At 64.0% G+C, this 12,282-nt stretch carries 14 protein-coding genes; 3 read left to right on the top strand and 11 right to left on the bottom strand.

What is annotated here, in order from left to right:
* Position 1: 1 nt before the first annotated feature.
* The 7 genes from ABIB66_RS38190 to ABIB66_RS38160 form a co-directional block, all read right to left on the bottom strand.
* Positions 2-595, bottom strand: coding sequence for a TRAP transporter small permease (locus ABIB66_RS38190; RefSeq protein WP_275172554.1), 594 nt, complete (start codon positions 593-595; stop codon positions 2-4).
* A 165-nt stretch (positions 596-760) separates the two neighbouring features.
* On the bottom strand, positions 761-1,558 hold the full coding sequence (locus ABIB66_RS38185) for an MBL fold metallo-hydrolase (RefSeq protein WP_354210300.1): 798 nt from the start codon (positions 1,556-1,558) through the stop codon (positions 761-763).
* Positions 1,559-1,571: 13 nt separating this feature from the next.
* Positions 1,572-2,348 (bottom strand): TatD family hydrolase, encoded by a 777-nt coding sequence (locus tag ABIB66_RS38180; protein WP_354210299.1) that lies wholly within the window; start codon positions 2,346-2,348, stop codon positions 1,572-1,574.
* A gap of 13 nt (positions 2,349-2,361) precedes the next feature.
* Complete coding sequence (gene metG / locus ABIB66_RS38175) at positions 2,362-4,359, bottom strand: methionine--tRNA ligase (protein WP_354210298.1); 1,998 nt, start codon at positions 4,357-4,359, stop codon at positions 2,362-2,364.
* 109 nt (positions 4,360-4,468) lie between these two features.
* Positions 4,469-5,515 carry a DNA polymerase III subunit delta' gene (locus ABIB66_RS38170; protein WP_354210296.1) on the bottom strand — a complete coding sequence of 349 codons (1,047 nt, stop codon included), beginning with the start codon at positions 5,513-5,515 and terminating at the stop codon, positions 4,469-4,471.
* Complete coding sequence (gene tmk / locus ABIB66_RS38165) at positions 5,512-6,198, bottom strand: dTMP kinase (RefSeq protein WP_275172549.1); 687 nt, start codon at positions 6,196-6,198, stop codon at positions 5,512-5,514. Before tmk ends, ABIB66_RS38170 begins: the two co-directional genes overlap by 4 nt.
* 2 nt (positions 6,199-6,200) lie before the next feature.
* Positions 6,201-7,463 carry a D-alanyl-D-alanine carboxypeptidase family protein gene (locus ABIB66_RS38160; protein WP_354210295.1) on the bottom strand — a complete coding sequence of 421 codons (1,263 nt, stop codon included), beginning with the start codon at positions 7,461-7,463 and terminating at the stop codon, positions 6,201-6,203.
* Between the two features lie 151 nt (positions 7,464-7,614).
* Between ABIB66_RS38160 and ABIB66_RS38155 the strand changes: the two genes are divergently transcribed.
* Positions 7,615-8,571, top strand: a complete 957-nt coding sequence (locus tag ABIB66_RS38155) for an alpha/beta fold hydrolase (protein WP_354258444.1) — start codon at positions 7,615-7,617, stop codon at positions 8,569-8,571.
* Here ABIB66_RS38155 and ABIB66_RS38150 read toward each other — a convergent pair.
* A complete protein-coding gene (locus ABIB66_RS38150) occupies positions 8,565-9,500 on the bottom strand; it encodes a septal ring lytic transglycosylase RlpA family protein (protein WP_354210293.1) in 936 nt (311 codons plus the stop codon). The two genes, ABIB66_RS38155 and ABIB66_RS38150, sit on opposite strands and share 7 nt — an antisense overlap.
* A gap of 674 nt (positions 9,501-10,174) precedes the next feature.
* Complete coding sequence (locus tag ABIB66_RS38145) at positions 10,175-10,477, bottom strand: hypothetical protein (protein WP_354210362.1); 303 nt, start codon at positions 10,475-10,477, stop codon at positions 10,175-10,177.
* Positions 10,478-10,627: 150 nt separating this feature from the next.
* On the opposite strand from ABIB66_RS38145, the gene ABIB66_RS38140 reads away from it, so the two are divergent.
* Entirely contained in the window at positions 10,628-11,218 is a 591-nt protein-coding gene (locus tag ABIB66_RS38140) for a TIGR00645 family protein (RefSeq protein WP_354210291.1), read from the top strand.
* Positions 11,219-11,236: 18 nt separating this feature from the next.
* Here the strand turns inward: ABIB66_RS38140 and ABIB66_RS38135 are convergent, their stop codons facing one another.
* Complete coding sequence (locus tag ABIB66_RS38135) at positions 11,237-11,554, bottom strand: DUF1476 domain-containing protein (protein WP_354210289.1); 318 nt, start codon at positions 11,552-11,554, stop codon at positions 11,237-11,239.
* A 236-nt stretch (positions 11,555-11,790) separates the two neighbouring features.
* On the opposite strand from ABIB66_RS38135, the gene ABIB66_RS38130 reads away from it, so the two are divergent.
* Entirely contained in the window at positions 11,791-12,015 is a 225-nt protein-coding gene (locus ABIB66_RS38130) for a hypothetical protein (protein ID WP_354210288.1), read from the top strand.
* 54 nt (positions 12,016-12,069) lie between these two features.
* Here the strand turns inward: ABIB66_RS38130 and ABIB66_RS38125 are convergent, their stop codons facing one another.
* On the bottom strand, positions 12,070-12,261 hold the full coding sequence (locus tag ABIB66_RS38125) for a hypothetical protein (RefSeq protein ID WP_354210287.1): 192 nt from the start codon (positions 12,259-12,261) through the stop codon (positions 12,070-12,072).
* Positions 12,262-12,282 lie beyond the last annotated feature (21 nt).

Raw genomic sequence — 12,282 nt, 5'->3', positions numbered from 1 at the left:
GTCAACCTCCGCCGCCCTGTGAGATCCGCTCGATGAATTCGTCCGGGGTCTCGTCCGGCGAGCCCTTCTCGTAGCTCGGCCGGTTGCCGCCGATGACACTGATCATTTCATCAATGAGCGCGATCGAGAGGATCACGAGTCCGCCGGAAAACCCGAGCTGTGGAATCCAGAGCGGAAGCGGGACGACGCCCTGCGCCACGTCGTTGAAGCGCCAGGAATCGTAGGTCATCTGCACGGCATGCCGGGTGAAATAGAGGATGAAAGCGGCGGCAATACCGAGGGCCACGACCTCCGCAACCTGTTTGGAGCGCCCATGAAGACGCTCCAGCAGCAGGCCGACGCGGATCATCTCTCCGCGCTTGAAGGTGTGAGCGAGACCAAGGAATGCCATCGCGGCCATGCACCAGGAGGCGAAATCATCGCCGGCGGGAATGTTGACCGCAAACTGGCGCCCGATCGACATGATCATCATGATTGCAAAGATCGCAACCATGAAGGCCCCGGCGGCGTAGCCCGCACCGAGATAAAGGAGATCCAGCGCGCGTCGCACTGGTCCCCGGCTCGTGACATCGTCCCCTGCCAACGCGATCCCCATCCTCACACGAGGCGATTCAGACGGTCCCGGCGATCGCACGTCGCGCGCCGGTTCTGCATGAATATCGCCCCTGCCCAGCGCCTGTCTTTCAGACGTTAGATCAACATGATGGGGCTAGCGCAAGCAAGGAGTATGCCGGCTCTCGCCGGAATTACCACCGCAGGTTCAGCGCGTCTCCAGCCGCAGCCCGTCATACGCGGGCACCACTCCCGCCGGCAGCGATTGCCGGATCACCTCATAATCGACGTCGGCCGTCATGTTGGTGATGACGGCGCGCTTCGGCTTGAAACGCTCGATCCAGGACAACGCGTCGTTGATGCTGAAATGGCTGACGTGGCTGGTGTAGCGGAGGCCGTCGACGATCCAGAGATCCAGATTTTCCAGGGCGCCCCAGCTCTCGCGCGGGATGTCGTTGAGGTCGGGTGTATAGGCGGCATCGCCGATGCGATAGCCCAGCGCGGGAATGTTGCCGTGCTGCACCAGGAAGGCGGTCATCGTCACCGCGCCCCCCTTCCCCAGGATGGCCTGGCTTTCACCGGCCTCGATCGACTGCGCCGTCAGGATCGGCGGGTAGTCGCTGCCCGCCGGCGAGACGAAGCAATAGGAGAACCGCGACATGATGTCGTTCGCAGTCGTCTGATTGAGATAGGTCGGAATCCGCCGGCGCATATGCATCACGACCGAACGCAGATCGTCCATGCCATGGGTCTGATCGGCATGCTCGTGGGTCAGGAACACTGCATCGATATGGTCGACATTGGTCGAGAGCAATTGCTCGCGCAGGTCCGGCGAGGTGTCGATCACGATACGCGTGGTGCCCTCGCCCGAGGTCTGCTCGACCAGCAGCGAACAGCGGCGACGGCGGTTCTTGGGATTGTTGGGATCGCAGGCACCCCAGCCGAGTGCCGGGCGCGGCACGCCGGCGGAGGAGCCGCAGCCCAGGATCGTCAGCGTCAGCGTCATGCGGCTCCCAGTTCTAAGCTTTCACCCTGGAGAACAGGCGAAAGAAGTTGTCGCTTGTCTGGCGCGAGATCTCGTCAAACGACACGCCACATGTTTCGGCAAGCACTTTTGCGACCTCGACCACATAGGCCGGTTCGTTGCGCTTGCCCCGGAACTTGCCCGGTGCAAGGTAGGGCGAGTCCGTCTCAACCAGAATACGGTCGGACGGCAGTTCGGCCGCAAGCGCGCGCAAGGCCTCGGACTTTTTGAAGGTCAGGATGCCCGTGAAACCGATATAGAGCCCGAGCGACACCGCCTTTAGCGCCAGCTCGCGTCCGCCAGTGTAACAATGCAACACGGCGCGAAACGATCCCTTCGCAGCTTCCTCTTCAAGGATGCGGCCGCAATCCTCGTCCGCCTCGCGGGTGTGGATCACCAGCGGCAGGCCGGTGACGCGGGCGGCGGCGATGTGGGCACGAAAGCCCCTCGCCTGCGCCTCCGGCGAGCCGTTGTCGTAGAAATAGTCGAGCCCGGCTTCGCCGAGCGCGACGACCTTGGGATGCTCCGCCAGCGCGATCAGTTCGTCCGGCGCGATGCCGTCTTCCTCATCGGCGTTATGCGGATGGGTGCCGACCGAGCAATAGACGTCATCGTAGCGCTCGGCGATGGCCAAGAGCTGGTTCAGCTTTTTCACCCGCGTCGAGATCGTGACCATGCGGCCGATGCCGGCCGCTCGTGCCCGCGACACGATCCCGTCGAGATCCTCCGCAAAGTCCGGAAAATCCAAATGGCAGTGGCTGTCGACCAGCATGGTGCGAACGCCCCTAGGCTGCCGGCTCGATGTAGCGCGGGAAGGCCGGCGTCGGCGCGGGCAGCGTCGTACCGGGCGCGATGCGGGTTGCGCCACCAAGCGCGGCGAAGTTGCGCTCCGCTTTGGGGATACCGAGGCTGTCCAGCAGCAATCCCGAGGCCGTCGGCATCGCCGGCTGGGCCAGGATCGCGATCTGGCGCACGACTTCGGCTGTGACATAGAGCACCGTCCTCTGCCTGACAGGATCGGTCTTGGCGAGCGCCCACGGCGCTTCGCCCGCGAAATAGCGGTTGGCTTCCGCCACCACGGCCCACACGGCATTGAGCCAGTGATGGATTTGCTGCGTCGCCATCGCTTCGCGGGACGCCGCGAGCATGCCGTCTGCTTGTGACAGGATCGCCTTGTCGTTGTCGCTGAATTCGCCGGGCTCCGGGAGCACGCCGCCGAGCTGCTTGGCGATCATCGACAGCGAGCGCTGCGCGAGGTTGCCGAGATCGTTGGCGAGATCGGCATTGATGCGCGCGACGATGGCCTCGTGATTGTAGTTGCCGTCCTGGCCGAACGGCACCTCACGCAGAAAGAAATAGCGCATCTGGTCGACGCCGTACTGGTCGGCGAGGTTGAAGGGATCGACCACGTTGCCGACCGACTTCGACATCTTCTCGCCCCTGCTGAACAGGAAGCCATGCGCATAGACCCGCTTCGGTAGCGGGATCCCGGCCGACAGCAGGAAAGCCGGCCAGTACACCGCATGGAAGCGGATGATGTCCTTGCCGATGATGTGCACGTCGGCAGGCCAATAACGCCAGTTCTTGTCGCCCTCGTCGGGGAAGCCGACGCCGGTGATGTAGTTGGTGAGCGCGTCGACCCAGACATACATCACGTGCTCTTCGTCGCCGGGCACCTTGACGCCCCAGTCGAACGTCGTGCGCGAGATCGAGAGATCGCGCAGGCCGCCCTTGACGAAGCTCACCACCTCGTTCTTCCGGGAATCCGGCCCGATGAAATCCGGATGATCCGCGTAGAGCTTGAGCAGCCTGTCCTGATAGGTCGACAGACGGAAGAAGTAGCTCTTCTCCTCGACCCATTCGACCGGCGTGCCCTGCGGCCCGAGCCGCACGCCGTCGTCGTTCAGGCGCGTCTCGTCCTCCGCGTAATAGGCTTCGTCGCGCACGGAATACCAGCCGGCATAGATGTCGGCATAGATGTCCCCGTTCGCTTCCATGCGCCGCCAGATTTCCTGGCTGGAGCGATGATGCTGCTCCTCGGTGGTGCGGATGAAGCGGTCGAACGAGACGTTCAGGCGCTCGTCCATCTGCTTAAAACCGCCGGCATTGCGGGCCGCGAGCTCCGAGACGGACATTTTTTCGCTGGCCGCGGTCTGGACCATCTTCTGGCCGTGCTCGTCGGTGCCGGTCAGGAAGAACACGTCCTTGCCGTCGAGTCGCGCGAACCGCGCCAACGTATCGGTCGCGATTGCCTCATAGGCGTGGCCGATATGCGGGCTGCCATTGGGATAGGCGATCGCTGTCGTGATGTAGAAGACGTTGTCGCGTGCGGGGGCGACCGCGGGCGTGGTGGTCTGCGGCGCTGCGATGGACTTCGGTGCGCGCGGGGCTTTGGGCTTGGCAATTTTCGACGGCGTGGCGACAGGAGCCGGTGCTGCGGTCACGTGCGGTGCAGCCACCCTTGCGTTCTTGACCGCTTTCTTCGCCGGAGCCTTGTTTTTCGCCGAAGTCTTGGCTGGCTTTTTGGTCGCTGTCCTCACCGCCTTCTTTGCAACGACCTGCTTCTTCGCAGCCTTCTTGCCGGCCTTCTTTGCCGTCGTCGCAGCGCTCTTCTTCATGGCTTTCTTCACCGCTTTCTTGGCGGTCGTCTTTTTGGTCTTTGCGGTTTTCTCGACCTTCTTGGCAACCTTGCGCGCCCGCGCTTTCACGGCCTTCGCGGCTTTCTTCGCAGCCTTCTTCTTGCCGCTCTGGCCTTTGTTGATTTTCTTAGCTCGCGTTGCCACGACGAATTCCTTTACCGGCTTCTCGAAATTTGGAAACGAACCTGCGTTAGTTTATTGTCTTGAGCATGATCCCATCGGAAAACCGCTGCACACTTTTCCGGATCATGCTCTAGCGCGTTGCGTCCGCCAGCCAGCCGAACACCGAGAAAACCAAGGGCTTTCGCTCCAGATTGTAGGTTTCGGTGTCGCGCGCGGCGCGGACGATCTTTTCCCATACCTCAGCTAGGCGCGCAAGGCGCGGCAGATTCTGGTTGGCATTGGCCTCGTCGGCATGCAGGCGTTCCGCGATCCAGCGATCGATGCCGTCGATGAAGGCGGCAAGCGCAACGCGGTCGCTGGTGCCGAGCGATTCGCCGAGCGTGTGCAATTCGCGCGGATCGACCTGCGGCAGTCGCGCCAGCAGCGCGGCCGTGCGTTGCTGGAGCTTCAGGGCGTCACCGCCGAGCAGCGTCAGCGCCCGCGCGACGCTGCCTTCGGACGCCTCTGCCGCCTCGCGCAACGCCGGATCATTCGGGTCGAGATCGGCAGCGGTTGCGGCTGCACCAATCACATCGTCGGTTGCGAGTGCACGCAGGCGTAGCTTGCGGCAGCGCGACTGAATCGTGGCGAGGACGCGAGCCGGCGCGTGGCTCACCAGCAGGAACAGCGATTGCTGCGGCGGTTCCTCGAGAACTTTCAATAGCGCGTTGGCGGCATTCGGATTGAGCTCGTCGACGGTGTCGACGATGCAGACGCGCCAACCTTCGGCCGCTGCTGTCGAGCCGAAGAAGCCAATCGTCTCGCGCGTCTCGTCCACTGTGATCACGGTGCGCATCACGCCGCGGTCGTTGGCGGTGCGCTCCAGCGTCAGCAAGCCACCATGCGAACCCGCTGCAACCTGCCGCGCCACGGCGTTATCAGGATCGATGGCGAGGTCTTCGGCGCGCTGCACGGAAGGCGCCAGCGGCTGGCTGTGAGCGAGCACGAAGCGCGCCATCCGATAGGCCAGCGTCGCCTTGCCGATGCCTTGCGGCCCGCCGATCAGCCAGGCATGCGGGATGCGCCCACTGCGATAGGCGGCGAGCAGCGCGGTCTCGGCCTCGCGATGGCCGAACAGAACGCTCGTGTCGCGCGGATGAGACATGGCAGCTTCGCGCTCGGTCTGACGCGGGCTCATATGGACACCACCGATGCAGGCGTCGGAAGCAGGCGATCACGCAGCGCGGTCCAGATGCGTCCGGCAACCGTCTCGGGATCGGAATTGGCGTCGATCAGCACGCAGCGCGCGGGCTCGTCCGCCGCGATCTTGCGATAGGCCTCGCGCAGGCCCTGATGGAAACCGAGCTTCTCGGCCTCGAACCTGTCTGGCGTGCCGCTGCCGCGGCGCGCGGCCGCGCGCTGCAAGCCGATCTCGACCGGCAGGTCCAGAATGATGGTGAGGTCCGGCTTGAGATCGCCGATCGTGACCCGCTGCATCGCGTTGATCAGCGCCGCCGGCACCTGGCCGAGGCTGCCCTGATAGGCCCGCGTCGAGTCGGCGAAGCGGTCGCACAGCACCCAAGTGCCCTGGTTGAGCGCGGGCTGGATCACGGTGCGAACATGGTCGTCGCGGGCGGCCGCGAACAGCAGCGTCTCGGCCTCGGGTCCGAGCAGCTTGCCCATGCCTGACAGCACCAGATGCCGCATGATCTCGGCGCCCGGCGAGCCGCCCGGCTCGCGCGTGACGAGGATGCGCATCCTGGCTGCCTTGAGACGATCGGCAAGCTTCTTGATCTGGGTCGACTTGCCCGTCCCCTCGCCGCCTTCAAAGGTGACGAAACGCCCGCGTCCGGACGGCCACTTTACCGCGCTTTCACTCATGATCAGAGCTTCTCGGCGCCCGCGCGGAACATGCCGATCACGAGCTCGCTGGCGCCGTCGATCGCGCGACGCACGGTCGAGCCGGTGCCGATCGCGTCAGCGGCGTAGACCGGCGTCTCCACCGCGATGTTGCCGCTGCGCCAGACCCTGACCAGCCCGACCTTCTGGCCGGCCTCGATCGGCGCGCGCACCGGACCGCTATAGACGACGCGCGCGATCAGCTTGTCGCTTCCGTTCTTGTGCACCATCACTTTCACGGGCGTCTTCGCCACCAGTTTCACCGAGCGGCTCTCGCCGCCGAACACCTTGGCGTAGCCGACGGGCTGATCGGCCGCAATCAGCGTGCGGGTCTCGAAATTGCGAAAACCCCATTCCAGCATCTTCTTGGCTTCGGTGGCGCGATCGTCGGGGTCATCCAGCCCGTTGATGACGACGATCAGCCGCGTGCCATTCTGCACAGCCGAGCCGACCATGCCGTAGCCGCCTTCCTTGGTGTAGCCAGTCTTCAGACCGTCGGCGCCTTCCATGGAATTGAGCAACGGATTGCGGTTGGGCTGGCGGATCTTGTTCCAGGTGTATTCCTTCTCGCCGAACAGTTTGTAGAATTCGGGGAAGTCGAGAATGATGTGCCGGGCAAGGATGCCGAGCTCGCGCACCGTCATCTTGTTGGCGGGGTCGGGCAAGCCGTTGGAATTGCCGAAGGTCGACTTCGTCAAGCCAAGTTCACGGGCGCGCTTGGTCATGAAGTCGGCGGCGAAAATCCGCTCGTTGCCCGCCATGGCTTCGGCCAGCGCAATGCAGGCATCGTTGCCGCTCTGGATGATCGCCCCGTGCAGGAGATCGTCGACCGTGACCTTGCTGTTGATCGCGGCGAACATGGTCGAGCCGCCGGAGGGCGCGCCGCCCCTGCGCCAGGCATTCTCGCTGATCCGGTATTCGTCGGTCAGCTTGATGTCGCCCTTCTTGATCGCGTTGAAGACGACCTCCGCGGTCATCAGCTTCATCATGCTGGAGGGTGCACGCAGCTCGTCGGCGTTCTTCTCGAACAGCACGCTGCCGCTGGAGGCCTCGATCAGGATCGCAGTCGGGGCGTCACCGTCGAAGCCGGAATCATCCGTTTTCTTGGCGCCCTGGACGCTCTGGTTGGCGGCGTAGAGTGCCCCGCTCCAGCCAATGGCGGCCACCAGGGCCGTCGCGATCAACCCACGCGCCAGCGCTCCGGGGGTGAACCGGCTGCGCCCAAACGAGGAAAGGTGAAATTCCATGGCCAAGCCCTGAGAGCGGCGTTCTAACAGTTGGGACCGGTGCGAACAACACGGGGTGGCCGCTTGTCCCGAGATTGCACGATTCTCGTCCCGCCCCTATCGTGGCACCTCAGATTTTCTGACCAAACCCCTGAAACAAGGCGGAAAAGCGATGTCCTCCACCCGCGTGATCAAGGCCAACGGGATCGACCTGTTCATCCGCGAAGCCGGTCAGGGGCCGCTGGTGGTGCTGTGCCACGGCTGGCCGGAACTCTCCTACTCCTGGCGCCACCAGATCCCGGCGCTGGCGCAGGCCGGGTTTCGCGTCGTCGCTCCCGACATGCGCGGCTATGGCCAGAGCTCAGCGCCGCCCGAGGCGACGGCCTATTCGATCTTCGACAGCGTCGGCGATATCGTCGGCCTCGTGCAGGCGCTTGGTGAAACCAAGGCCATGGTGGTCGGCCACGACTGGGGTGCGCCAGTGGCCTGGCACGCGGCGCTGTTCCGGCCCGACATCTTCACGGCGGTCGCCGGCCTGAGCGTGCCGCCGCCGTTCCGCGGCCGCGGCAAGCCGCTCGACCTTCTGCGCCAGGGGGGCATCACCAATTTCTATTGGCAGTATTTCCAGGCGCCCGGCGTTGCCGAAGCCGAGTTCGAGCATGACGTCGCGCGCACCATGCGCATCGTGCTCGGCGGGCGCGGCCTTGCCGATCCCTCCGCGGCCATGTTCGTGCTGGAGGGCAAGGGATTCCTCGGCCACGGCAATCCGGAGGAGCCTCTGCCGGCCTGGCTCAGCGAGACTGACCTTGCCTATTTCACCGAAACCTTCCGCAAATCCGGTTTTCGTGGCGGCCTGAACTGGTATCGCAACCTCGACCGCAATTGGGAGCTGACGGCGCCCTGGCAAGATGCGCAAATCCACCAGCCCTCGCTCTTCATTGCCGGTTCAAAAGACGCCGTCATCACCGGCCTGATCGGAGCCAAGCGCGTCAACGAGCTCGAGCGCGTGCTGCCCAATCTGAAGCGAAAGCTGATCATCGAGGGCGCCGGCCATTGGGTCCAGCAGGAGCGGCCCGACGAGGTGAATGCGGCGCTGGTGAGTTTCTTGAAGGAAAGCGCGGCTCAGTAGAGGCCGCGACCGCTCAGGATGCCGCGGGCCTCGGCAGCGCCGTCCGAGGCGTAGGCGCCGGACGGTGCGCTCTCGGTCGCATAGCGGCCGTCCCCGTCATAGGACACGGCGCGCGAGTTCTGGAGCGCCCGGCCCCGGTTGCGGCTCGAGGCCGACATTTCCGAGGTCGCACTGAGCGAAGCCATGTCGGCGGAGGTGTTGCCGAGATTGTAGGGCCGTCCCTCCGGCGTCGGAACTTCGCCGCGCATGGCGCCGCGGCTCGATGATGGCAGCTCCGGCACGAAGGGCCTCGCCGAGGCGACACGGACCATCGAGGGTGACGGCGCCGGGGTCCCGGTGCGCAAGGTGGCCATCAGCTGGCGGTCGTCGGAGCCTTCCAGCGGCGCCCGGCCGACATATTCGACACGGACCTTGGCGATGCCATTGCCTTTGAATTCAAGCAGTTCGGCGGCCTTGTTCGAGACGTCGATGAGCCGGTTGCCGTGATAGGGCCCGCGGTCATTGACGCGGACGATCAGCGATTTGCCGTTCGATACGTTGGTGACCCGCGCATAGGACGGCATCGGCAGGGTCGGATGCGCCGCGGTCAGCGAACCCATGTCGAACACTTCGCCATTGGCGGTCAGACGGCCGTGGAAATCGTCGCCGTACCACGACGCCATGCCCTCGGCACGGTAGTTGACGTCCTCTTCGGGCACATAGGTCCGGCCACCCACCACATAGGGCTTGCCGACGCGGTAGGCGCCGCCGCCCTTCGGGACCGGATCACCCAAAGCCACGACCCGGGGGCTCGAGGACACGCCGTATTTCGGATCGACCCGGCTGGCGAATTTGTTGGAGGACGCACAATTGGCGAGCGCAAGGCAGGTCGCGACCGCCGCAACACCGCGCGCGGCCTGCAAAACCGAATCTGACCGTCGGATCCCCATTCGCCCCAAATACCACTTTGCCGGGAGGCGTACCTAACCCGCTTTGTCTACGGGGCAGCGCTGTCCGGTCCTTTGCTCCGAGGCGGCCCACCACCGCGTCGGAGTGGTAACGATAACGCAACCCGAACACGGCGGAAATGGGGAGCCCACAGCGATCACGCCGGGATGGTAAACGGGGCGTATGCGTTCGCCCCGTTGAAATACGGAGCGCGGGCACCCTGCTCTGTGCCATGGCCGGACATTCTGTTGCGCCAAATCCTCACTCCACCCCCATTGTCGCGCCGCTCACTGGAATTCTTTTGACTGTGCAAGGCCGCCCGCGTTTTCTCGCGTGCAGGGCGGAATGGAATGAGACGATGATCGAGACGGTTTCGGCACTGATGGGTTTGGTAAGCGCGGGGATCTTCCTGGCCCATGCGTTTGAAGGTTACCGCACGAGGGCCTGAGGCACTCGCGCGGACGGCAAGCATCACCCTTTCAAGACGGCGCGTTCGGCCATTTTTAATCGATCCGATCGAGCATCCAAGACGAGAGCGGCAGGTGTCCCATGCGCAACCATGACCTCGTATCCGATGGCTTCCTGGCATTGACCGCCAGTGGTTTGGTCCTGCTGTGCTCCAGCCTCGTGGCATTGGCCTTCGCCTGAGCACCCCAGCACTTCCCGACAAATACCCTTACCGCAGTCCAAGCAGCGAACGTCGATAGAGGCTGTCACGGGCTTCGCTCAGGCAGACGAAGCTGCCGTCGAAACCCTGGGCGTACCGCTTCTGGCCTTTGCCGTAGTAGACGCCTTTGCTGAAATCGAGCCAGACGACCCGGTCGTGGGGGCAATGACGCTGCGCCTGCGCCTCGTAGCGAAATGGCGTCAGCGGCGTGGCCGATACCTCGGCACCGCTGCAGCCGAGCAGGATCGCAGCCGCGAGCGTAATCGCGCCGGGCCATTTGCCGAAGCTGCTCCAAGATACCCCGCAAGACACCACCCGCCTCCCGATCCCGGCCGTCGCACGATAGCCGCTCGGCACGGTAGCACGAAACGGTACGGTCATCGGAGGGCCTCGCGTCTTCCACCCGCCACCTTGTCGGGCTACATGCAAGCGAGATGACCCCGATGCGAGGATGCTGCCTGAATGTCGGTTGAGCCTGGACCCAAATCCGAACTCCGCACCGAACCGCGCCTGCCGTTGCCGCGCCTGGGCTTGATCCCGATGGTCATCTTCGGCTCGCGCTGGCTGCAACTGCCGCTCTATTTCGGTCTGATCGTGTCGCAGTGCGTTTACATCGCGCTGTTCCTCAAGGAGCTCTGGCATCTCTCCTGGCACGCCCTCGACCTCACCGAGCAGCAGATCATGATGAGCGTTCTGGCGCTGATCGACGTGGTGATGATCTCCAACCTGCTCGTGATGGTGATCGTCGGCGGCTACGAGACGTTCGTCTCGCGGCTCGAGCTCCAGGGCCACCCCGACGAGCCGGAATGGCTCGGTCACGTCAACGCCAGCGTCCTAAAGATCAAGCTCGCCATGGCCATCATCGGCATCTCCTCGATCGCGTTGCTGCGCACCTTCATCGAGGCCGGCAATCTCGGCTCGGACCGCGCCGGCTTTACCGAGATCGGTGTGATGTGGCAGGTGCTGATCCACCTCACCTTCGTCGTCTCGGCGATCGGCATTGCCTACGTCGATCGACTGAGTGACTCCGGGGCGCGCAAGCATGCGGAGTGAGGCCCGAGGGCCGGCTTGCTACTTGTCCGCTTCGAGTTGCTGCAACGCCTGGTGCAGGCATTCCTGAAGCTTGGCTGCGACCTGCTCGCGCGCGACGCCCTTGGCGGCAAGATCGCCTGACACCTTGTCGAGGATCTCGTCCATCGTCTGGTTCTCCAGATGGTCCGTCACCAACGCCGTCGCGTAGCCGGCCGCGGCATCGCCACTGAGGCCGAGCTGGCTTGCGGCCCAGAGCCCGAGCAGCTTGTTGGACCGGGCCGTGGCCTTGAACATGAGCTCCTCGTCGTGGACGAATTTGGCCTCAAAGCCCTGCTCGCGTTTATCGAACGTGGTCATGGTCAGCTCCATTGTCGTTTTCGCTGATCGGGATCGGACTGGCTGGGAGCGAACGTCTCCGTGGTTCACGTCAGGATTATGTGAAGCTTCCGGCGGAAGCCAAACGCCGTCAAGCCTGCTGGGCGCGTCCAAGGCACCCCCCAGCTCTACGACAGCCAGCTCGGCTAGGCTGAGATGTTTACTATTCGTTAAGCAGACTCAGTGCCGCATGGCGCGGGGACATCGAGAGCTGACGCATGAACAAAGAGCTGCGGGAGTTTCGACGACTTGAACGGGTCTGCCTGGAGCAGGCAGACCTCTCCACCATGGACCTCGCGCGAAGCGGGTTGCTCAAGGTTGCAGAGGATTGTCGCATCGCAGCCGAAGCGATCGAGGCGCAATCGCCGCGCAGACCGTTCGCAAGTGCCGTTCAGGCGCTGAAGCAGGCGTTGAGTGTGACGCGCGTCCCTCACCGGCACTGAGGCCGGCGCTCGCGGACAAGGCCATCTTTGATTTGACGGGGCGACCGCGTGCGGTCAGCCCTTCGCTTCCATCTGTTCACGTGCCAACCGTTCGGCCCTCAGCCGTTCCTTGTTGGCATAAAACGCCTTCTGCGCCGCTTCATGATCGCGCATGGCTTTTTCGGCTTCGATACGGCGTGTCGCATCACGCGCCTGCCGCTGTTCGGGGGTCAAGGGCTTGCGCCGGTAGGAAATGTCTTCCGTCATGGCCAGATAACGCGGCGGTGA

This window comes from Bradyrhizobium sp. F1.13.3 (genome assembly GCF_040548265.1).
Lineage (GTDB): Bacteria > Pseudomonadota > Alphaproteobacteria > Rhizobiales > Xanthobacteraceae > Bradyrhizobium.
The sequence above is the reverse complement of the archived record's forward strand: the minus strand, read 5'-3'. Positions and strand labels throughout refer to the sequence as shown.